The organism is Pseudoxanthomonas sp. J31 (genome assembly GCF_000510725.1).
Lineage (GTDB): Bacteria > Pseudomonadota > Gammaproteobacteria > Xanthomonadales > Xanthomonadaceae > Pseudoxanthomonas.
The window spans coordinates 258,877-280,226 of the sequence record NZ_AZNZ01000001.1 but is presented as its reverse complement, the minus strand read 5'-3'; the positions used below and the strand labels follow the sequence as shown (position 1 = coordinate 280,226).

Sequence of the window (21,350 nt, the reverse complement as noted above, 5' to 3'; positions counted from 1 at the left end):
TCCCCGCGACGCTCAGGCGTCCGAAGCGGCGCCTGCGACCCAGGTCGCCTGCACCTGCAGCGCCTCGTCCAGCAGCACCAGGTCGGCCTGCCAGCCCGGCGCGATCCGGCCCAGCCGCGAATCCACGCCAAGGAAGCGCGCCGGGTAGGTCGAGGCCATGCGCGCCGCCTCCTCCAGCGGCAGGCCCAGCAGCCGCACCGTGTTGCGCACCGCGGTGGCCATGTCCAGGGCCGAGCCCGCCAGTGCGCCGGCGGCGTTGCGCACCACGCCATCCACCGCAGTGATGGTTTCGCCGTACAGCTCGAACGAGGGATCGTCGGAGCCGACCATCGGCATCGCATCGGTGACCAGGAACAGGGTGCCGCGCGGCTTGGCCGCCAGCGCCACGCGCAGGCTGGCCGGATGCACGTGCACGCCGTCGACGATGATCCCGCAGTAGGCCTCGCGGCTTTCCAGCGCGGCGCCGACCGTGCCCGGCTCGCGCCCCTGCAGCGGCGACATCGCGTTGTACAGGTGGGTGAAGCCGCGCACCCCGGCCTCCAGCCCGGCATGGACCTGCTCGTAGGTGCCGGCGGTATGCCCGGCGCAGACGATGGCCCCGCGCGCGACCATGGCGCGGATGGTGTCGGCCGGCACCTGCTCCGGCGCCAGGGTGACCAGGGTGATGCCGTTGTCCAGCGAGGTGGCCATGGCCAGTTCGGCCGCGTCCGGCACGCGGAAGCGGCTGGCGTCGTGCGTGCCCTTGCGCGCCGGCGCCAGGTAGGGGCCTTCCAGGTGGATGCCCAGTACCCCGGGCACGCCGGCGGCGATCGCCGCGCGGGTGCCGGCGATGGCGCGCTCCATCACCTCGGCGGTGTCGCTGATCAGGGTCGGCAGGAAGCTGGTGGTGCCGTAGCGGCGGTGCGCGCGGCCGATGGCGTCGATCGCCTCGGGACGGGTGTCGTTGTTGAACAGCACGCCGCCGCCACCGTTGACCTGCACGTCGATGAAGCCCGGCAGCAGCCAGCCGCCGCCGAGGTCGCGCACCTTGCCGGCCTCGATCCGCGCCTGGCCCTCGGGCACCAGCGCCTGGATGCGGCCGCTGCAGTCGACCAGCACCGCCACGTCGTCATGGAAGCCGTCGTCCAGCAGGACGCGGCCGTTCACCAGGGCCTGGGTGGCCATCACACCGTCTCCGTGACCTTGTTGAGGTGCGGCGGCAGGTCCGGGTTGTGCCCGCGCCGCAGCGCCAGCGCGTTGACCGCACGGTAGAAGCTCTGCACCGCCAGCAGCGGCGCCAGCGCCGGGTCCGGCGCGGCGGCCAGCGGCAGCGCCGTGCCGGCGCCGCCGGCGCTGGCATCGGCGGCGGCCAGCCAGACCTGTGCGCCGCGCGCATGGAACTGCGCGGCGGCCGATCCGGCATCGGCGCCGGTGGCGTCGGGCTGGGCGAAGGCCAGCACCGGGAAGCCCGGGCCGACCAACGCCATCGGCCCGTGCCGCACCTCGGCCGAGCTGTAGGCCTCCGCATGCAGGCCGCAGGTTTCCTTGAACTTGAGCGCCGCTTCCTGGGCCCCGGCCAGGCCCAGGCCGCGGCCGAGCACGAACAGGTTGTGCGCATCGGCCAGGCCATCGACCAGCGGCGACCAGTCCTGCGCCCACGCCTCCGCGAGCGCGTCCGGCAGCGCCTCGAGCGCGCGCAGCAGGGCCGCGTCCTGGCTCCAGTGCGCGACCAGCTGGGCGATGGCCGCCAGCGAGGCCAGGTAGCTCTTGGTCGCCGCCACGCTGCGCTCCGGCCCGGCGCCCAGCGGCAGCACCGCGTCGGCCAGCCGAGCCAGCGGCGAATCCTCGACGTTGACCAGCGCCACCACGCAGGCGCCGGCCGCGCGCGCGGCCTCGGCGTTGCGCAGCAGGTCCGGGCTGCGCCCGGACTGCGAGATCGCCAGGAACAACGCGCCGCGCAGCCGCAGTGGCGCGGCGTAGACCGAGCCCACCGAGGGCGACAGCGAGGCAGTCACCACGCCCAGCCGGGTCTCCACCAGGTACTTGGCGTAGGTGGCGGCATGGTCGGAGCTGCCGCGCGCGCAGGTGGCCACGAACGGCGGCGTGTCCGCGCGCAGGCGCGCAGCCAGCGCGGCCACGGCATCGTGGTTGCGGCGCAGCTGCGCGGCCACCACCTCGGCCGCCTGCGCGGCCTCGCGGAACATCAGGGTCTGGTCTTGCGCGGGCAGGGCCATGGCGGGTTCAGGCCTCGTCGGAGGATGGCGAAGCGGCGCGGGCGCGCGGCAGCGGCGCCGGGCCGGTGGAGCCGCGCACCACCAGCTGCGGCACGAAGCCCTGGTTGGACAGGCCCAGCGGGTGTTCGGCGTACGCGTCCTGGCGCAGGCTGCCGATCAGCAGCCGCGCGGCATGGCGGGCGATGTCCTCGGTGGCCTGCTTGGCGGTGGTCAGCGCCGGCCAGGACTGGCGCGAGAACGGACTGTCCTCGAATCCGGCGATCGACAGGTCGTAGGGCACGTTGAGCCCCACCGACTTGGCCGCGGCCAGCACGCCGGCGGCGATCTCGTCGTTGGAGCCGAAGATCGCGGTGGGCGGCTCGCGCAGCGCCAGCAGCCGGCGCGCGCCGCGGAAACCGTCGTCGAAGGTGTAGTCGCCCGGGATCACCAGGTGCTTGTCCAGGGTGATGCCGTAGTCGTTGAGCGCGGCCTCGTAGCCGGCGTAGCGCTCGGCCGAGGAGCGGTGCTGCGGCCCGCCCCAGAGGAAGCCGATGCGCTGGTGGCCAAGCTGGATCAGGTGCTCGGTGATCTCGTAGGCGGCGTCGCGGTCGTCGATGTACACGCAGGGACCATCGCCAGGGTCCTCGGTGGCGGCGATGATCCGCACCACGCGGATGCCGCGCGCCACCAGCGCCGCCACCAGGTCCGGCCGCTCCGACATCGGCGCGGTCAGCACCAGCCCGGCCAGGCGCGAGCGCTGCACCAGCTCGGCCAGCTCCTCGGCCAGCAGCGGCGAGGTCGAGTCGCACGGATGGATCTGCAGGCCGAAGCCGGTCTCGCGGCAGGCCGCCAGCACGCCGTTCTGCACCGCGATGATGTGGTACGGGTTGGGGTTGTCGTACACCAGCCCGATCACGAACGGGGTGCCGCTGCGCAGGTTGCGCGCGGTGGCGTCCGGCTCGTAGTCCAGCTCGGCGATCGCCGCCAGCACCCGCGAGCGGGTCGCCTGCATCACCGAAGGCTCGTTGTTGATGACCCGCGACACGGTCTTGAGCGAGACCTTCGCCCGTTCCGCGACGTCCTTGATGGTGGGCCTGCGCATGCCGTCCGTCTTCCTGGAAACCGTGTCCATGATGCGCGATCAGCGACCGGCCGGCAGCCCGGCGCGGTGGCCGCGCAGGGCGTAGTAGAGGATGTACAGGTAGCAGGGCACGCCCAGCGCGGCGAACACCCACTGGAAGTGGAAGTACTGCTTGAGCACGGCGAACGCCTGCGGGATGACCGCGCCGCCGGCGATGCCCATGATCAGCAGCGCCGAGCCGGTCTCGGTGAAGCGGCCCAGGCCGCGGATCGCCAGCGGGAAGATCGCCGGCCACATCATCGCGTTGGCGAAGCCGAGGGCGGCCACGAAGCCGACCGAGACGTAGCCATGGGTCAGCAGGGCGCCCAGCGACAGCAGCACGCCCAGCACCGCCGACACGCTCAGCCAGCGCTCCTGGGTGAACACCCGCGGGATCAGCGCCAGCCCGGCCAGGTAGCCCAGCAGCATCGCCGCCAGGGTGAAGGAGGTGAAGAACTTGGTCTGGTCCAGCGGCAGGTGGAAGGCGTGGCCGTAGGTGCCGATGGCGTCGCCGGCCAGCACTTCCACCCCGACGTAGGCGAACAGGCAGGCCACGCCCAGCCACAGGTGCGGGAAGCCGAAGATGCTGCGCGGCCCCCCGCCGCCGGCGTGCGCGGGGGTGGCGTTGGCTTCCTCGCTGCGCAGCTCCGGCAGCGGCGAGAACAGCACCGCCACCGCCACCACCAGCAGCACCGCAGCCATCGCCAGGTACGGCGCGTGGATGCGGGTGGCGAAGCCCTCCAGCAGCTGCGCGCGCAGCGCCGGGTCGGCCGCCTGCACCTGCGCCGCCAGGTCGCCGATGCCGCGCAGCACCAGCGAGCCGAGCACCACCGGGGCGAGGATGCCGGCGATCTTGTTGCAGATGCCCATCAGCGCGATGCGCCGCGCCGCGGTCTCGATCGGGCCGAGGATGGAGATGTACGGGTTGACCGCGGTCTGCAGCAGGGCCAGGCCGCCGCCGATCACGAACAGCCCGGCCAGGGCGCCGCCGAACCAGCGGCGGGTGGCGAACTCGCCGAACAGCGCCGCGCCGGCGGCCATCACCGCCAGGCTCAGCGCCAGGCCCTTCTTCAGGCCGGTGCGGCGCAGGATCCACGACGCCGGCAGGGCGAGGAAGAAGTACGACAGGTAGAACACCATCAGCACCAGGAACGCGGCGATCTCGCTCACGTCGAAGGCCAGCTGCACGAAGGTGATCAGCGGGCCGTTGATCCAGGTGAAGAAGCCGATGATGAAGAACAGCCCGCCGACGATGGCGATCGAGGCGGCGAGGCTGGAACGCGCTTGCGTGGCGGTGGTCGCGGACATCTGGTGGAGCCCTCCCCGGCGGCTGGATGCCGTTCCCGCGCAGCTCCCGGGGGCGCGACGGGCGCCAGCCAGGTGGGAACAACGTTGTCACATTCTTTCCGCGAGACTTGCCCGGATGTCAACCGCCCCGCGCGCCGTCCGGCGCATCCGTGGTGCTGCCCCGCAACATCGCCCTGCCTCGCTTGACCCGGCTGTTTTTTGCTGAATACGAGGGAATGCCGGGATTCGTGCCGGGTGCCGCCGCAACCCACGGCCAGCGCCCCGGGATAGTCCGGGGGAAGTGTTGACATCGTTGTCACGATGACCCAAGACTCGGCCCGTCCGGTGGGCGCCCGGGATAGCCGCCCACGCCAACCATGCCGCCCAACGGGAGCCCGCGTGACCGCATCGATCCAATCCCGCATCGCGCCCTTCATCGCCGCCGACGTCGGCGGCACCCACGTGCGCATCAGCCTGGTCGCCGCCGACGGCGACGGCGGCGCGCCACAGGTGCTGGCCTACAGCAAGTTCCGCTGCTCCGACTACGCCAGCCTCGGCGACATCCTCGCCGAGTTCATCGCCAGCCTCGGCCGCCATCCGGTGTCGGTGGCGGTGATCGCCAGCGCCGGCTACCCGCTGGCCGACGGCACGGTGATCACCAACAACCTGCCCTGGCCGCTGTCGCCGCGCGAACTGCGCGAGCGCTTCGGCCTGGACGCGGTGCACCTGATCAATGACTTCGAGGCGGTGGCCAACGCGGTCAACCAGCTCGGCTCCAGCGAGGTGCTGCAGCTTTGCGGCCCTGCCCAGGCCGCACCCGGCCCGCTGCTGGTGCTGGGCCCCGGTACCGGCCTGGGCGCGGCGGTGTGGATCCCCACCGGGCGCCGCGGCGTGGTTCTGGCCACCGAGGCCGGGCAGGCGGCGCTGGCGGTGGGCACGGAACTGGAGATGCAGCTGCTGCAGCACATGCTCGGCCAGCGCAGCCACGTGCCGATCGAGCACGCGCTGTCCGGGCCCGGCCTGCTGAACCTGTACCAGGCGCTGTGCGCGCTGCGCGGCGCCGCGCCGGTGCACGCGCGCCCGGGCGAGATCACCGCCGCCGCGCTGGGCGGCGGCGACCCGCTGGCGCGCGAGGCGCTGGAGGTGTTCTGCGGCCTGCTCGGCAGCACGGTCGGCGACATGGCCCTGCTGTACGGCGTGCACGGCGTGTACCTGGCCGGCGGGATCCTGCCGCAGATCGGCCGTTTCCTCGCCGGCAGCCGCTTCCGCGAGCGCTTCCTCAACAAGGGTTCGATGCGCGAGGCGCTGGAGCGGGTCTCGGTGAAACTGGTCGAGCACGGGCAGCTGGGCGTGATCGGCGCCGCCAGCTGGTACCTGGGTTCGGAATTCGTGGAGCAGTGAGTGGAACGGCGCGCCAGGCGCCGGGTGTAGTCGTGCCGCGGAGTCGAGCGGTCGTGCCGTTCCGTCGCACCTGATGCAGTCCGTTGCCGGCATGCCGGCACAACCAAACCGATGATGGGAGAGACATCATGAAGTACTGCAAGTCAGCACTGAGCGCGGCGATCCTCGCCAGCCTGGCCGTGGCCGCCGGCGCGCAAGCCCAGGATGCGGGGGAACGGGCCACCGAGCTGGACACGGTCGTGGTCACCGGCATCCGCGGCTCGATGGAACGCTCGCTGGACACCAAGCGCGAGGCCGACGCGCGCCTGGAGGTGGTCACCGCCGAGGACGTGGGCAAGCTGCCGGCGCACAACGTCGCCGACACCCTGCAGCGTCTGCCGGGCGTGAACATCAGCTCCTCCTCCGCCGACGAAGGCGGCTTCGACGAGGCCGACCGGGTCAGCCTGCGCGGCACCAGCCCCAGCCTCACCCAGACCCTGATCAACGGCCACAGCGTCGGCTCGGCCGACTGGTTCGTGCTCAGCCAGGGCAACAACGTCGGCCGCAGCGTCAGCTACACCCTGCTGCCCTCGGAACTGGTCAGCTCGGTCGAGGTGCACAAGTCCTCGCAGGCCAAGCTGCCGGACGGCGGCACCACCGGCAGCGTCAACATCGTCACCCGCAAGCCGCTGCAATTCGCCGACGCGATCACCGCCGAGGCCTCGCTGGGCGTGGTCAACTCCGAGCAGGCCGACTCCACCGACCCGCAGCTGTCGGCGCTGTTCAACTACCGCAACGAGCAGGGCACCTTTGGCATCCTGGTCCAGGCCTTCAGCCAGAAGCGCGAGCTGCGCCGCGAGGCGCAGGAGATCCCGGGCGGCTTCTTCCAGATCGGCGAGGACGACCCGGTGGCCGCGACCAACCCCGACCTGGTCGGGGTGTGGGCGCCGGGCCTGCTGGGCTCGACCCTGTTCGAGCAGACGCGCGAGCGCAAGGGCGGACTGGTCGATGTCCAGTTCAAGCCGGCCGACAACCTCACCCTGGGCGTGAGCGCCTTCAGCTCGGACATGGACGCGGACAACTACAACCGCAACTTCATGCTCTGGGGCGGCAACTTCGCCCGCGCGCAGGCGCCGGAGCCGGGCTACGTGGTGCGCGACGGCGTGCTGGCCCAGGCCAGCTACGCCGGCGACCCGGACCGCGACTACGCGGTGTACGACATGATCTACCGCGAGGCCAGCGCCAAGACCCGCTACGCCACCTTCGACGTGGACTGGGACATCAGCCCGGACCTGCGCTCGCGCTTCCAGGCCGGCACCACCAAGGGCGAAGGCACCACCAACCGCCAGTACATCGCCGAGGTCACCCTCGCCCGCGGCGGCGGCGCCAGCTGGAACACCCACGGCGCCAGCGCGCCGGTGGACTGGAGCGTGGGCGGCGACACCAGCCCGGCCGGCGTCACCAGCTTCGGCACCTGGGGCAACCAGCTGGTGAGCGCGATCGACGAGGAGGACTGGTTCAGCGCCGACTTCACCCGCTACTTCGACGTTGGCGCGCTGTCCTCGCTGGACTTCGGCCTGCGCTACGCCGACCACGAGCGCGAGGCACGCTCGCCCGAGGGCGCGACCCCGGGCGACATCTGGAGCGACCTGCAGGAGGGCGCCACCGCGCCCTACCCGTCCGGCTTCGCCGACGGCATCGGCGGCAGCTTCCCGCGCAACCTGTGGTACTTCACCCCCGGCGCGCTGCGCGACGCGGTGGTCGGCAACTCCACCTGGCTGTCCGGCGACGACGGCCCCACCGGCCGCCACAACTACGGCGGCGAGTGGAAGGTGGCCGAGGAAAGCCTGGCCGCCTACGTGCAGGCCAACTTCCGCGGCGACAACTGGAGCGGCAACGTCGGCCTGCGCTACGTCGACATCGACCAGGACATCCACTCCTACCAGGCGGTCAGCAATCCGGCCAACGCCGAGGTCTCCAGCCTGTTCGGGCAGTGGATCCGGGTCCGCACCAGCAACTCGCACAGCCGCGTGCTGCCCAGCGCGAACCTGAAGTTCAACCTGGCCCCGGACCTGGTGTTCCGCTTCGCCGCCTCGCAGACCCAGACCCTGCCCGACTACTCGGCGCTGGGCGCCGCGTCCTGGGGCTCGGACCTCAACAAGACCGGCGGCGGCGGCAATCCCAACCTCAAGCCGGTGGTGTCGACCAACTTCGACGCCAACCTGGAGTGGTACTTCATGCCGCGCGGCCTGCTCTCGGTCGGCGCCTATGCCATGGACCTGAAGGACTACGTGGCCTTCGGCACCGAGACCCGGCAGCTGTTCTCGGAGCTGACCAACCAGCTGGAGGACTACCTGGTTTCGGTGCCGGTGAACTCCGACGGCAAGGTGCACGGCGTCGAGCTGGCCTACGAGCAGCCGATCGGCGAGAACTTCGGCGTCAGCGCCAACTACACCTTCGCCGACGGCAGCACCGCGCACACCTGGGCCGACGGCAGCAACAACCTGCTGGGTACCTCCAGGCACACCTACAACGTCGGCGCCTGGTTCGAGAACGAGGCCTTCGGCGCGCGGCTCAGCTACACCCGCCGCTCGGAGTTCCTGATCGGCCTGTCCGGCGCCAACCCGTACTACCAGGACGACTTCGGCACCCTGTCGGCGGCACTGAGCTACAAGCTCAACGACCAGCTCAGCTTCAGCCTGGACGCGCTGAACCTCAACGACCCGGAGATCACCTACTACCAGAGCTCCACCATCCCCACGGCCTTCTACAGCAACGGCCGCCAGTACTACTTCAACGTCCGCCTGAAGTACTGAGCGGGGACGCCGGCGCGGCGCGGTCGACCCGCGTCCGCGCCGGCCGCATCATCGGGCCCGGAGCCTTCCGGGCCCGCTGCATTGCCGAAGGCCATGACCAGGGAGCACGCATGACCCGATCCAACCCGTTGCGGCGGCTGTGCCTGCTGGGCGCCGTCGTGCTGGCAGGCACGCTGGCCGGTACCGCCACCGCCTCCGCCCCGGCGCAACCGCTGCCGCTGATCCCGATGCCGGCCTCGCTCGAGCCGCTGCGCGGGCAGTTCGCGCTGGACGCGGACACGCCGCTGCTGGCCGCCGGCGAGGCCGAGCGCACCGTGGCCGCGCAGTTTTCCGCGCTGCTGGAAAAGAGCCGCGGCATCGCGCCGAAGGTGGTGGCCGGCAGCCGCCGCCCCGGCATCCGCTTCCGCCTGGACCCGGCGCACGGTGGCGGCCGCGAAAGCTACCTGCTGGAAGTCGCGCCCGGCGGCGCCAGCATCACCGCCGGCGACCAGGCCGGCCTGTTCTACGGCGCGGTGACCCTGCTGCAGCTGGCCACCCTGGACGAGTCCGGCCCCATCCGGCTGCCGGCGCTGCGGATCGAGGACGCGCCGCGCTTCCCCTGGCGCGGCTTCATGCTCGATCCGGCCCGGCACTTCTGGAGCGTGGAGCAGGTCAAGCAGGTCATCGACGCGATGGCCCTGCACAAGCTCAATACCCTGCACTGGCACCTGACCGACGACCAGGGCTGGCGGGTGGAAATCAGGCGCCATCCGCGCCTGGTGGAGGCCGGCAGCTGCCGCCTGCCGGCCGGCGACGGCGCCATCGATCCGGCCAGCGGCCAGCCGCGCCCTTACTGCGGCCACTACACCCAGGAACAGGTGCGCGAGGTCGTGGCCTACGCCGCGCAGCACCACATCACCGTGGTGCCGGAATTCGACGTGCCCGGCCACGCCACCGCGGCGATCGCCGCCTACCCGGAGCTGGGCAGCACCGATGCGCCGCTGCGCCCGACCAGCGAGTGGGGCGTGTTCCCCAACCTGTTCAACACCGAGGAAGCCACCCTGGCCTTCCTCGAGGACGTGATCGCCGAGCTGCTGCCGCTGTTCCCCGGCCGCTACTTCCACATCGGCGGCGACGAGGCGGTCAAGGACCAGTGGCAGGCCTCGGCGCGGGTGCAGGCGCGCATGCGCGAGCTGGGACTGGCCGACGAGACCGCGATGCAGGCGCATGTCGTCCATCGCCTCGCCGCCTTCCTGGAGAAGCACGGCAAGCGCGCGATCGGCTGGGACGAGATCCTCGACGGCGAACTGCCGGCCGGCGCGGCGGTGATGTCCTGGCGCGGCACCGAGGGCGGGCTCAAGGCCGCGCGCCTGGGCCACGACGTGGTCATGGCGCCGGTGTCGGCGCTGTACCTGGACTACCTGCAGACCGGTTCCCCGCACGAGCCGCCGGGCCGCCCGGCCACCATCACCCTGCAGCAGGTCTACGGCTTCGAGCCGGTGCCCGAGGGCCTGGAGCCGGAGCGGCAGCACCACATCCTCGGCGTGCAGGCCAACCTGTGGACCGAGCACACGCGCAGCTTCGAGCGCCTGCAGCACCACATGTTCCCGCGCCTGGCGGCGCTGGCCGAGGTGGCCTGGTCGCCGCGCCAGGCGCGCGACCTGGGTTCCTTCCTGCAGCGCCTGCCGGTGCAGCTGCAGCGCTACCGGCGCTGGGGCATCGGCTACGCGTCCACCCCGTTCCAGGTGGACGTGGAACTGCAGGACGAAAGCGACGCCGGCGTGCGCGTGGCCCTGTCCAACCCGCTGGGCTACGAGATCCGCTACAGCAGCGACGGCAGCGCGCCGACCGCGGCCTCGCCGCGCTACCAGGCGCCGCTGCAGCTGCCGCTGCCGGCGCGGCTGCAGGCCGCGGCGTTCTTCGCCGGCAAGCCGCTGGCGCCGGCGCGCGCCTGGCACTGGGACGCGGCCTCGCTGCTGACCCGCAGCGACGAGCAGCTGGACGCCTGCCGCGGGCGCGCGGCGCTGCGCCTGCGCCTGGAGGACGACGGCCCGGCCGAGGGCGAGCGCGCGATCTTCGACACCGACATCTTCTATCCGTGCTGGCAATGGACCGCCGCGCGCCTGGACGGGGTGGTCGCGGTGAAGGTGCGCGCCGGGCGCATCCCCTACTACTTCCAGCTGGCGCACGACGAACCGCACCGCCGCTTCGAGCCGGCGCGTTCGGCGCATGGCGAGCTGGACGTGCATGCCGGCGGCTGCGACGGCCAGCGCGTGGCCAGCGTGCCGCTGCCGGCGGCGCCGGACGCGGACGGTTTCGTCGAACTGGAGGCGCCGCTGGCGCCCGCGCTGTCCGGGCGCCAGGACCTGTGCCTGCGCTTTACCGGCGATACCCGCCCGCAAATGTGGGTGGTCGACCGGGTGACGCTGGAAAGGCGCTGACCGCGCGGCGCGACGCCGGCCCGCGGCTGCGGCCGGCGTCGCGTTCAGCCGCCGCGCCGCAGCAGCAGGTCGCGCCAGCGGGTCAGGCGGGTGCCCAGGCCCAGCAGCACGCCAGCGGTATTGGCCAGGGCATCGGCCGGATCGGCCATGCGCGTCTGCGTCAGCGCCCCCTGGGCGAACTCCAGCGCCACGCCCATCAGGACCAGGCCGATGCCCGCCGCCCACAGCGCGCGCCCGGGACGGAAAACCTGCACCGCCGCGGCCGCCAGCGCGGCATAGGCCAGCAGGTGCTCGACCTTGTCGCCATGCCGCGGCAGTTCCATCGGCGGCGGCGGGGTCAGGCTGGCCACGCAGACCACGGCCACCGCCAGCAGCCACAGGCCCAGCCACAGATGCGGCCGCCGCAGCGGCTTCAGCGCGCCGGTGCTCACAGCCGCCAGGTCATGTCGCCGAGCAGGAAGGCCGCGCCCAAGTCGATGTCGCGGGTGAAAGCCATGGCCTGGAAGCGCTCGCCCATCTGTTCGGGCAGGGTCAGGCGCTTGAGTTCCTGGCGCAGGCGCAGCACGCCGGCCTCGTCGGTACGCGCCTCGGCCTCGGCCAGCAGGCGGTCGATGCCGTTGCCCAGCAGGAAGCTGGCCTGGCTGCAGTAGCCGGCCAGGTCCAGGCCGGCGCCGGTGCCGGCCTCGGCCAGCGCGGTGAAGTCGACCGAGGCGGTGATGTCCTGCAACCCGGGCCAGCGCAGCACGTCATCGTGCATGCGCTGGCGGTAGAACGCGCGCAGGGTGCCGTCGCTGCGCTGCGGCAGGTAGTACTCGCGGCGGGCGTAGCCGTAGTCGAAGAACAGCATGCCGCCGCTGCGCAGGCCGCCGCCGACCGCCTGCAGCCAGTACGGCAGCTGCGGCAGCAGCTCGGAGCGGTAGCCGTCCGGGAATGGCTGCTCCAGGTAGTCCTCGATGTGGCGCACCGCCGCTTCCAGCAGGGCGTCGGCCGGGCGGTCCACGCGCACGAAGCCGTCGTTGCCGTCCAGCGCCACGTGCTCCTCGTACACCTGGCGGTCGCGCAGCACGAAGCGCGGCGTCGGCAGGGCGTCGATCACCTCGTTGGCGAACAGCAGGCCGTCCCACTCGTCCTGGAACGGGCGGTCCAGCCACTCCACCAGCTCGAACACGGTGGGCACCAGGGTGCGCCGGAGGTGCTCGCGCTGGCGCTCGCGCAGGTCGGCCGAGGGCTCCAGGATCGCGTAGCGGTCCGGCAGCGCGTCCAGTTCCAGCAGTCGCTTGAGCGCGACCTCGGCGAACACGCCGCTGCCGCCGCCCACTTCCAGCACCCGCGCGTGGCCGCCGAGCTGGCGCAGGCCCTCGGCCAGCACGCCCGCCACGGTGGCCGCGAACAGCCGCCCGGACTCGGGTGCGGTGACGAAGTCGCCGGCCGGGCCGAACTTGGTCGCGCCGGCGCTGTAGTAGCCCAGGCCGGGTGCGTACAGACAAAGCTCCATGAACCGGGACATCGGGATCGCGCCACCGCCGTGGCGGATCTCCTCGCGGATGTGGTCGGCCAGGATCGCGCTGTGGTGGAGGGCGCCGGGCGCGGGTTCCGGCAGGTCGGTGTGGGGGTGCATCGCTGTGGGACGGCGTGGAGAATGGCCAGCATAGCCGAGCGGACATGCCCGATGCCCCATCCCCGCCCCGTCGTCCTGGTCACCGGCGCCGCCCGCCGCATCGGCGCGGCCATCGCCCGGCGCCTGCACCGCGACGGCTTCGACCTCGCCCTGCACTGCCACGGCTCGCACGCCGAACTGCAGGCGCTGGCCGGCACCCTGGAGGCGGCGCGCCCGGGCAGCGTGCTGGTGCTGCAGGCCGACCTGCAGGCGGAGGAAGCGCCGGCGGCACTGGTGCAGGCCTGCATCGCCCGCTACGGCCGCCTGGACGGGCTGGTCAACAACGCCTCCAACTTCTTCCCCACGCCGCTGGACCAGGCCACGCCGGCGCAGTGGGACGCGCTGTTCGCGGTCAACGCGCGCGCGCCGTTCTTCCTCGCCCAGGCCGCTGCCGCACACCTGCGCGAGCGCGGCGGCGCGGTGGTCAACCTGGCCGACGTGTACGCCGGGACGCCGCTGCGCGGGCATCCGCTGTACTCGGCGGCCAAGGCGGCGCTGGTCTCGCTGACCCGCGGCCTGGCCCAGGCACTGGCGCCGCAGGCGCGGGCCAACGCGGTGGCGCCGGGCGCGATCCTGTGGCCGGAGCAGGCGCAGGACCCGGCGGCGCAAGCCACGATCCTTGGCGATACCGCGCTTGGCCGGGCCGGCACGCCGGAGGACATCGCCGCCGCCGTGGCCTGGCTGCTGTCGGAGGAGGCCGGCTACGTCACCGGCCAGGTGCTGCACGTGGACGGCGGCCGCACCCACTGAAGGCGGGTCACAGCGGCACCACCTCGAACGCCTCGCCGTGCTGCGGGTGGTCGCGCCACAGCTCGGCCAGGGTGCGGCCGCTGAGCGGATCGACGAAGTCCGGGGCGATGTCGGCCGCCGGCTTGAGCACGAAGGCGTGCTTCAGTTCCGGGCGCGGGATCCGCACCTTGCCGCCCTCGCGCAGCACCAGGTCGCCATGGAACACCACGTCCACGTCCAGGGTGCGGTCGGCCAGGCGCGGGCCGCTGCGCACGCGGCCGTGGCGGTCTTCCAGCGCGTGCAGCCAGGCTTCCAGCTCCGGCAGCGCGAGGCCGGTATGCAGCAGGGCGGCGTTGTTGAGGAAGGGCGGGCCGTCGAAGCCGACCGCCGGGGTGCGGTAGGCCGGGGAGACCCGCAGCGTGCCGAAGCGGGCGCGCAATTCCTCCAGCGCCGCGCGCAGGTGGCGCTCCGGCTGCAGGTTGCTGCCGAGGCTGAGCAATACGGGGGTGGCGCCCGCGGGCGCCGGCTGGCTGTGCATGCGGTGCGTGCCTGTTACTGCTGCGCGGACTGGTCGCCGGGATCCTTGCGCGCCGGCACCCGGCGCGGTGGCAACGGTGGCAGCGCGGACGGGTCCTCCGTGGCCTGCGCCTGCGGCTCCCAGGGGAAGCGCGGCAGGGTGCGCACCGCGTTCTCCAGCTTGCGCGACCAGGTGTCGTGGATCTCCGCGTACAGCGGGGTGTCGGCCTCCAGCCGCATCTGCTGGCTCACCCGCAGGTCGCCGGCGCGGACCAGCGCCAGGTCCACCGGCAGCCCGACCGAGAGGTTGGAGCGGATGGTCGAGTCCAGCGACAGCAGGGCGCAGCGCGCGGCGTCCTCCAGCGCGGTGCCAGGGCGCACGATGCGGTCCAGGATCGGCTTGCCGTACTTGGATTCGCCGATCTGCAGGTAGGGCGTTTCCGGCGAGGCGGAGATGCAGTTGCCCAGCGGGTACACCAGGTACAGGCCCGGGCGCTCGCCGGCGATCTGTCCGCCCAGGATCAGCGTGGCCTGGGTGTTGATGCCGCCGTGCGGGTTGTCGCTGCCGGCCTGCACCTGGCTGGCGACCAGCACCTCGCCGACGTACTCGGCCACCTCGAACAGGTGGCGGAAGTTGCGCAGGCTGCGCGGCGCGGACGGATCCTCCGCGTCGCGGCGCAGGCGCGACACCGCCAGCTGGGTGGTGGCCAGGTTGCCCGCGCTCATGACCACGAACACGCGCTCGCCGGGATACTCGAACACGTGCAGCTTGCGGTGCACGCGCACGTCGTCGAGCGAGGCGTTGGTGCGGGTGTCGGCCGCGAACACCAGGCCCTCGTCCACTTCGATGCCGACGCAATAGGTCATGGGTATCTGCAGGTTGCGGTTCGGTGGATTCTACACCCGGCCCCGGTGGCGGCCGGCGCGCGCTCAGCCGGCGAAATAGCCCTCGGCGATGGCCTCGTGCAGGCGCCCAAGCAGCACCTGCGCCTCGTCCATGAAGCCGGCCGGGTCGCCTGCGGCCAGCAGCGCCGGGTCGGCCTGGCGCACCAGCCCGGTGACCCGGTTGAGGGCGCGGTCCACCGGCGGCCGCGGCGGCAGCGCCGGCAGGATCCGGTGCAGCCGCCCCAGGCAGAACTGCACGCTGCGCGGGAACTCGTTGTCATGCAGCAGGAAGCGCAGGGCGTGGGCGGCGGTGACCCGCTGGCGCAGGTGGCGTCGGTACATCTGGTACGCCGCCAGCGCGCGCAGCACCGCCATCCACTGCATGTTGCGCCAGGCCTCCAGGTCGTCCTCGTGGCGCGGCCGCACCAGGCCGGAGGCGCCGGCGTCGATGATCCGGGTGGTCATGTCCGCCTGCTCGATCGCCGTGCCCAGGCGCAGGAAGTGGAAGCCCATGTCGCGGCTGACGTTGGCCTGCAGCAGGCCGGAGACCTTGAGGCAGCCGTCGGTGATGCGGCCGATGAAGTCCATGCGGTAGCGGCGGGTGAGCACCCGCGGGCCGTCGGCGTCCAGGTACAGGTGCAGGTCGTTGACCGCCTCCCACACCTCCTGCGGCAGCGCGTCGCGGATGCTGCGCAGGATCTCGCGCGCCTGCGCCACCGAACTGCGCAGCGAGGACGGGTTGCGCGCGTCCAGCAGCAGGAAGTCCAGCACATCGGCCTCGTCCGGCTCCGGATGCACGCCCAGGAACAGCTCCTCGGCGCCGACCGTGGCGATCATCGGCCGCCAGGTGAAGCGCACCGAGCGCGGCAGGTCCAGCTGCAGCAGGCTGCCCACGCCCACCAGCCGCGCGGTGTTCTCGGCGCGGCGCAGGTAGCGGCTGAACCAGTACAGCTGGCTGGCGACGCGCGAGAGCATCAGGCGGTCTCCTCCAGGTCCACCACCCAGGTGTCCTTGGCGCCGCCGCCCTGGGAGGAATTGACCACCAGCGAGCCCTCGGCCATCGCCACCCGGGTGAGGCCACCGGTGGTCACGTAGGTATCGCCGCGGGAGAGGATGAACGGCCGCAGGTCGATGTGCCGCGGCACCGGCCCGCCGGGACCGATGATCGGCGCGGTGGACAGCGACAGCGTGGGCTGGGCCATGTAGTTGCGCGGGTCGGCCTCGATCAGGGCGCGGAACTTCTCGCGTTCCCTGCTGCTGGCGCGCGGGCCGATCAGCATGCCGTAGCCGCCGGACTCGTTGGCCGGCTTCACCACCAGTTCGCCAAGGTGCTCGAGCACGTAGCGGCGGTCGTCGGCGTCGTGGCACAGGTAGCTGGGCACGTTGGGCAGGATCGGCTCCTCGCCCAGGTAGTAGCGGATCATCGTCGGCACGTAGGCGAACACGACCTTGTCGTCGGCCACGCCGGCGCCGGGCGCGTTGGCCAGCGCGACCTTGCCGGCGCGCCAGCTGCGGATCAGCCCCGGCACGCCCAGCAGCGAGTCCGGGTGGAACACCTCCGGGTCCAGGAACAGGTCGTCGACCCGGCGGTAGACCACGTCCACCCGCTGCGGGCCGTCGACCGTGCGCATGTAGGTGCAGTCGTCGTCGGCCACGAACAGGTCGCTGCCCTCGACCAGCTCGATGCCCATGGCCTGGGCCAGGTAGGCGTGCTCGAAGTAGGCGCTGTTGAACACCCCCGGGGTCAGCAGCACGATCACCGGGGTGTCGCCCGGGCGCGGCGACAGCGCGGCCAGGGTGTCGTACAGCTGCGCGGTGTAGTCGTCCACCGGCAGGATCGCGCTGGTCTCGAACAGCTCCGGGAACACGCGCTTGGCGACCATGCGGTTCTCGAGCATGTACGACACCCCGGAGGGGATGCGCAGGTTGTCCTCCAGCGCGTACAGGGTGCCGTCGGCGTCGCGCACCAGGTCCGAGCCGCAGACGTGCGCCCACACGTCCAGCGGCGGGCGCACGCCCACGCACTGCGGGCGGAAGTTGACCGAGCGCTCCAGCAGCGCGGCCGGGAACACCTTGTCGCAAACGATGCGCTGTTCGCCGTAGATGTCGGCGATGAACAGGTTGAGCGCGCGCATGCGCTGGACCAGCCCCGCCTCGGTGCGCTGCCACTCGCGGCGGTCGATGATGCGCGGGATCAGGTCGAACGGCAGGGTGCGGTCGACGTTGCGGCCGTCGCTGTAGACGGTGAAGGTGATGCCCATGACCCGGGCGGCGACGTCGGCCGCCAGCTGGCGCTCGGCCAGCTCCTGGTCGGAGAGCCCGGACAGGTATTCCACCAGCGGGCGCGCGGCCGGGCGTGGCCGGCCGTCCGGCCCGATCAGCTCGTCATACGAAGGCGTCCGGTACTTCGTCCAGTCCATCGCACCCGCCCGGCCTCCCGGCGGCCCCGCGCCGGTTGTTGCACCGCAACATGCAACGCCGGCGGGCGGCCGTCAAGAGGCCGGGGCGAGCGGGCCCTGGCCGCCCCGTTCGGCCAGCAGGGCGCGGAAATCGGCGCCCCCGGGCTGCTGGAACACGCGCAGGCCGAACTCCGGCAGGATCGCCAGCAGGTGGTCGAAGATGTCCGACTGGATGCCCTCGTACACCGCCCAGCGGGTGTCGTTGGTGAAGCAGTAGATCTCCAGCGGGATGCCGTCCGCACCCGGCTGCAGCTGGCGCACCAGCAGGGTCATGTCCTGGTGCACGCCGGGATGGCGGCGCAGGTAGCGCTCCACGTAGGCGCGGAAGGTGCCGAGGTTGGTGATGCGGCGGGCGTTGACCGGCAGCTGGCCGTCCTCGCCCAGGCCGGCATTCCACTCGGCCAGCTCGCGCTCCTTCTGCGCCAGGTACTCGCGCAGCAGCACGAAGCGCCCAAGGCGCTGGCGCTCCTCCGGCTCCAGGAAGCGCACACTGGACTGGTCCAGGTACAGCGCGCGCTTGATCCGGCGCCCGCCCGCCTCCTGCATGCCGCGCCAGTTCTTGAACGACTCGCTGATCAGCTTCTTGGTCGGGATGGTGGTGACGGTCTTGTCCCAGTTCTGCACCGTGACCGTGTGCAGGGCGATGTCGATCACGTCGCCATCGGCGTTCTGGCTGGGCATCTCGATCCAGTCGCCGATGCGCACGCGGCCGTCGCCGCTGATCTGCACGCTGGCCACCAGCGACAGCAGGGTGTCCTGGAACACCAGCATCAGCACCGCGGTGGCCGCGCCCAGGCCGGTCAGCAGGTGCAGCAGCTTCACCCCGGCCAGGGTGGCGACGATCGACAGGCCGGCCAGGGCGAAGACCACGATCTTGGCCACCTGCAGGTAGCCCTTGATCGGCTTGTTGCGCGCGTCGGGACGGCGCTCGTACAGCTCGTTGGCCGCGTCCAGCGCATGCGACACCGCCAGCGCCAGGGTCAGCACCACCCAGGCCTGGCAAGCGCCGTGGACGAAGGCGACCAGCGCCGGAGGCAGGTCGGGGATCCAGCCGATGCCGGAGGAGATCACCATCGCCGGCACCACGTTGGCCAGGCGCGGGATCACCCGCATGTCGGCGATCCCGGCCTTGCCGGTCTGGCTGGCGAGCATCGCCAGCAACCGGCGCAGGCCGCGCAGCAGGATGCGCTTGGTGACGAAGTTCGCGATGGCCGCGGCGCCCAGCAGCAGCGCCAGCAGCAGGGCCGGCCAGGCCCAGGGCCAAGGCGCCAGCAGGTCCCTCACCCCATGCAGCCCGATCAGGCTGGTCCAGTCACCCGCAGTCGATACACCCCACACCACTTACGACTCCTTCGCCGGCGCACTGCGCTCGATCACCACGCCCACCGCCTGCGCACCGCGCACCGCACCGGGCTTGCTCAGCTTCAACCGCACCCACTGCACGCCGAACTCGCGGATGACCAGTTCGACGCAACGTTCGGCCAGGGTCTCGACCAGGCCGAAGCCGGACTGGCCCACGTACTCGATCAGGCGCTTGCTCACCGCCTTGTAGTCGAGGGTGTCGGCGATGTCGTCGCTGGCCGCGGGCACGCGGTTGTCGAAGGCCATCTCCAAGTCGAAGCGCAGGGTCTGGCGGATGCGCCGCTCCCAGTCGTAGATGCCGATCAGCGCCTCGATCTCGAGGCCTTCGATGAAGACTTTGTCCATGAGGCGGTGATTCGTGATTCGTGATTCGTGTGATGGTAACAGTCGTCGCCGCGACGCCAGCGCCGGCCGCTTCGCTTTGCGCCTTTGAATCACGAATTACCAATCACCAATCACGGCGACGCTGCCGCCAACGGCGGCAGCGTCGCCATGTCCCATCGCGGCGTGACCCGCACCGACGTGTCCTCGTGCTGGCCGGCCTCCAGGCGCAGCGCGCCGGCAAAGGCGATCATCGCGCCGTTGTCGGTGCACAGCGACGGGCGCGGGAAGCAGGCGCGGCCGCCGCGCCGGGCGCACATCTCCTGCAGTCTGGCGCGCAGGCGCTTGTTGGCGCCGACGCCGCCGGCGATCACCAGGGTGTCGCTGCCGGCCGCATCCAGCGCGCGCCCGCACTTGATCGCCAGGGTGTCGACCACCGCGTCCTCGAAGCCGCGGGCGATGTCGGCGCGGGTCTGCTCCGACTGGTCGGACTGCTGCCAGGCCAGCAGCACCTGGGTCTTCAGCCCGCTGAAGGAGAAATCCAGTCCCGGGCGGTCGGTCATCGGCCGGGCGAAGCGGAACGCACCCGGCGTGCCGCGTTCGGCCAGCGCGGCCAGCTGCGGGCCGCCCGGGTACGGCAGGCCCATCAGCTTGGCGGTCTTGTCGAAGGCCTCGCCGGCGGCATCGTCCAGGGTCTCGCCGAGCAGGCGGTAGCGGCCGATCGCCTCCACCGCCACCAGCTGGGTATGGCCACCGGAGACCAGCAGGGCCACGAACGGCGGAGCCGGCGGGTTGTCCTCCATCAACGGCGCCAGCAGGTGGCCTTCCATGTGGTGCACCGCCACCGCCGGCACGTCCAGCGCCCAGGCCAGGGCCCGCGCGGTGCCGGCGCCGACCAGCAGGGCGCCGACCAGGCCGGGGCCGGCGGTGTACGCCACCCCGTCCAGGTCGGCCGGGGCCAGCCCGGCCTCGGCCAGGGTCTGGCGCACCAGCGGCAGCAGCTTGCGCACGTGGTCGCGGCTGGCCAGTTCCGGCACCACGCCGCCGTATTCAGCGTGCAGGGCGATCTGGCTGTAGACCGCATGGGCGAGCAGGCCTGCGCCGGGGGCGGTGTCGTACACGGCCACGCCGGTTTCGTCGCAGGAGGTTTCGATGCCAAGGACACGCATGGGGGGAGTTCCGGGGGGAAAGGGGGCGGCCGCGGCGCGGCCTGCACCGGCGCACTTGCAGCGCGGCCGGCGAGGTGGCTATCATACGCGGCTCACCGGGCGCGACCCGGTATTTTGTGTCCCGGAGATTCCATGCCCAGCGTCAAAGTCCGCGAGAACGAGCCCTTCGAGTTTGCGCTGCGTCGCTTCAAGCGCACCTGCGAGAAGGCCGGTGTCCTGGCCGAAACCCGCAAGCGCGAGTACTACGAGAAGCCGACCCAGGAGCGCAAGCGCAAGGCTGCTGCCGCGGTGAAGCGCCAGCTGCGTCGCATGTCGCGCGACGTCACCAAGCGCCAGCGCCTGTACTGAGCCTGCGCTGCTGACGCCATGCCGCCCGTGCGCGGGCGCATGGTGTACAGGGCACCGAAGCCGGCACGCCGTCGCGTGGCCGGCTTTTTGTGTTCGCCGCGGCACCGCCCCGGGCGGCCGTCCGGCTTTGATTTAGTGACCTTGGAAGGTGTGCGATGAGCCTCAAGCAGCGTCTGACCGACGACATGAAGGCCGCCATGAAGGGCGGCGACAAGGAAACCCTGGCCGTGATCCGGCTGATCAACGCCGCGATCAAGCAGAAGGAAGTCGACGAGCGCATCCAGCTGGACGATGCCGCGGTGGTCGGCGTGCTGGACAAGATGGTCAAGCAGCGCCGCGACTCGGTGTCCCAGTACGAGGCCGCCGGCCGCGAGGACCTGGCCGCGGTCGAGCGCAACGAGATCGCGGTGATCGAACGCTACCTGCCGGCCAAGCTGGACGAGGCCGCGATCCTGGCGGCGATCGACGCCGCCATCGCCCAGACCGGCGCCGCCGGCCCGGCCGACATGGGCAAGCTGATGGGCGTGCTCAAGCCGCAGCTGGCCGGCCAGGCCGACATGGGCCAGGTCTCGGCCCTGGTCAAGCGCCGCCTCGCCGGCTGATCCCTCCCCCCGCCGGTGCCCCCGCACCGGCCCCTGCCCCGGCCGCCCCCGCGACCGGGGCAGCCCTATCCCTGATCGGGCCCTCAC

General features: G+C 72.0%; 19 protein-coding genes. 6 read left to right on the top strand and 13 right to left on the bottom strand.

From position 1 onward, the window contains the following. Positions 1 to 12: 12 nt before the first annotated feature. Genes nagA through PSEJ31_RS0101230 form a run of 4 tightly spaced genes read right to left on the bottom strand, consistent with a single transcriptional unit; the run spans position 13 to position 4,620 of the window. On the bottom strand, positions 13 to 1,164 hold the full coding sequence (gene nagA / locus PSEJ31_RS0101245) for an N-acetylglucosamine-6-phosphate deacetylase (protein WP_028914410.1): 1,152 nt from the start codon (positions 1,162 to 1,164) through the stop codon (positions 13 to 15). Next, complete coding sequence (locus PSEJ31_RS0101240) at positions 1,164 to 2,213, bottom strand: SIS domain-containing protein (protein ID WP_019399221.1); 1,050 nt, start codon at positions 2,211 to 2,213, stop codon at positions 1,164 to 1,166. The genes nagA and PSEJ31_RS0101240 overlap by 1 nt, the downstream gene beginning before the upstream one ends. Positions 2,214 to 2,220: 7 nt before the next feature. Then, complete coding sequence (locus tag PSEJ31_RS0101235; RefSeq protein ID WP_028914409.1) at positions 2,221 to 3,294, bottom strand: LacI family DNA-binding transcriptional regulator; 1,074 nt, start codon at positions 3,292 to 3,294, stop codon at positions 2,221 to 2,223. A 39-nt stretch (positions 3,295 to 3,333) separates the two neighbouring features. After that, positions 3,334 to 4,620: a sugar MFS transporter gene (locus PSEJ31_RS0101230; RefSeq protein ID WP_028914408.1), complete on the bottom strand. Its 1,287-nt coding sequence runs from the start codon at positions 4,618 to 4,620 to the stop codon at positions 3,334 to 3,336. Positions 4,621 to 4,998: 378 nt separating this feature from the next. Here PSEJ31_RS0101230 and PSEJ31_RS0101225 point away from each other — a divergent pair, with 378 nt between their 5' ends. The 3 genes from PSEJ31_RS0101225 to PSEJ31_RS0101215 all read left to right on the top strand — a co-directional run bounded on the left by PSEJ31_RS0101225 (position 4,999) and on the right by PSEJ31_RS0101215 (position 11,215). Next, positions 4,999 to 6,000, top strand: a complete 1,002-nt coding sequence (locus PSEJ31_RS0101225; protein ID WP_019399224.1) for a glucokinase family protein — start codon at positions 4,999 to 5,001, stop codon at positions 5,998 to 6,000. Between the two features lie 128 nt (positions 6,001 to 6,128). Further along, entirely contained in the window at positions 6,129 to 8,795 is a 2,667-nt protein-coding gene (locus PSEJ31_RS0101220; RefSeq protein WP_028914407.1) for a TonB-dependent receptor, read from the top strand. A gap of 110 nt (positions 8,796 to 8,905) precedes the next feature. Further along, a complete protein-coding gene (locus tag PSEJ31_RS0101215) occupies positions 8,906 to 11,215 on the top strand; it encodes a family 20 glycosylhydrolase (protein ID WP_037034225.1) in 2,310 nt (769 codons plus the stop codon). Between the two features lie 44 nt (positions 11,216 to 11,259). Here PSEJ31_RS0101215 and PSEJ31_RS0101210 read toward each other — a convergent pair whose 3' ends face one another. Together PSEJ31_RS0101210 and PSEJ31_RS0101205 are read right to left on the bottom strand one after the other, a co-directional pair. After that, entirely contained in the window at positions 11,260 to 11,646 is a 387-nt protein-coding gene (locus tag PSEJ31_RS0101210) for a membrane protein (RefSeq protein ID WP_019399227.1), read from the bottom strand. Beyond that, positions 11,643 to 12,833: an SAM-dependent methyltransferase gene (locus PSEJ31_RS0101205; RefSeq protein WP_028914405.1), complete on the bottom strand. Its 1,191-nt coding sequence runs from the start codon at positions 12,831 to 12,833 to the stop codon at positions 11,643 to 11,645. The genes PSEJ31_RS0101210 and PSEJ31_RS0101205 overlap by 4 nt, the downstream gene beginning before the upstream one ends. A 51-nt stretch (positions 12,834 to 12,884) precedes the next feature. On the opposite strand from PSEJ31_RS0101205, the gene PSEJ31_RS0101200 reads away from it, so the two are divergent. Next, the gene (locus tag PSEJ31_RS0101200; RefSeq protein WP_019399229.1) at positions 12,885 to 13,622 is read left to right on the top strand and encodes a pteridine reductase; all 738 of its coding nucleotides are present in this window, start codon (positions 12,885 to 12,887) and stop codon (positions 13,620 to 13,622) included. Positions 13,623 to 13,629: 7 nt separating this feature from the next. Here PSEJ31_RS0101200 and folK read toward each other — a convergent pair whose 3' ends face one another. The 7 genes from folK to tsaD all read right to left on the bottom strand — a co-directional run bounded on the left by folK (position 13,630) and on the right by tsaD (position 20,313). Next, positions 13,630 to 14,139, bottom strand: a complete 510-nt coding sequence (gene folK, locus PSEJ31_RS0101195; protein ID WP_028914404.1) for a 2-amino-4-hydroxy-6-hydroxymethyldihydropteridine diphosphokinase — start codon at positions 14,137 to 14,139, stop codon at positions 13,630 to 13,632. 14 nt (positions 14,140 to 14,153) lie between these two features. Continuing rightward, positions 14,154 to 14,984: a 20S proteasome subunits A/B gene (locus tag PSEJ31_RS0101190; protein WP_028914403.1), complete on the bottom strand. Its 831-nt coding sequence runs from the start codon at positions 14,982 to 14,984 to the stop codon at positions 14,154 to 14,156. A 63-nt stretch (positions 14,985 to 15,047) separates the two neighbouring features. Then, a complete protein-coding gene (locus PSEJ31_RS0101185) occupies positions 15,048 to 15,977 on the bottom strand; it encodes an alpha-E domain-containing protein (protein WP_019399232.1) in 930 nt (309 codons plus the stop codon). Next, entirely contained in the window at positions 15,977 to 17,422 is a 1,446-nt protein-coding gene (locus PSEJ31_RS0101180; protein WP_028914402.1) for a circularly permuted type 2 ATP-grasp protein, read from the bottom strand. Before PSEJ31_RS0101180 ends, PSEJ31_RS0101185 begins: the two co-directional genes overlap by 1 nt. 72 nt (positions 17,423 to 17,494) lie before the next feature. Further along, the gene (locus PSEJ31_RS0101175; protein WP_084220772.1) at positions 17,495 to 18,745 is read right to left on the bottom strand and encodes a mechanosensitive ion channel domain-containing protein; all 1,251 of its coding nucleotides are present in this window, start codon (positions 18,743 to 18,745) and stop codon (positions 17,495 to 17,497) included. A gap of 57 nt (positions 18,746 to 18,802) precedes the next feature. Further along, on the bottom strand, positions 18,803 to 19,168 hold the full coding sequence (gene folB / locus PSEJ31_RS0101170) for a dihydroneopterin aldolase (RefSeq protein ID WP_019399235.1): 366 nt from the start codon (positions 19,166 to 19,168) through the stop codon (positions 18,803 to 18,805). Between the two features lie 110 nt (positions 19,169 to 19,278). Further along, a complete protein-coding gene (tsaD, locus tag PSEJ31_RS0101165) occupies positions 19,279 to 20,313 on the bottom strand; it encodes a tRNA (adenosine(37)-N6)-threonylcarbamoyltransferase complex transferase subunit TsaD (protein ID WP_019397769.1) in 1,035 nt (344 codons plus the stop codon). Between the two features lie 132 nt (positions 20,314 to 20,445). Here tsaD and rpsU point away from each other — a divergent pair, with 132 nt between their 5' ends. Next, positions 20,446 to 20,661 carry a 30S ribosomal protein S21 gene (gene rpsU / locus PSEJ31_RS0101160; protein WP_013533886.1) on the top strand — a complete coding sequence of 72 codons (216 nt, stop codon included), beginning with the start codon at positions 20,446 to 20,448 and terminating at the stop codon, positions 20,659 to 20,661. 155 nt (positions 20,662 to 20,816) lie between these two features. After that, on the top strand, positions 20,817 to 21,263 hold the full coding sequence (locus PSEJ31_RS0101155) for a GatB/YqeY domain-containing protein (protein ID WP_019397770.1): 447 nt from the start codon (positions 20,817 to 20,819) through the stop codon (positions 21,261 to 21,263). Positions 21,264 to 21,350 lie beyond the last annotated feature (87 nt).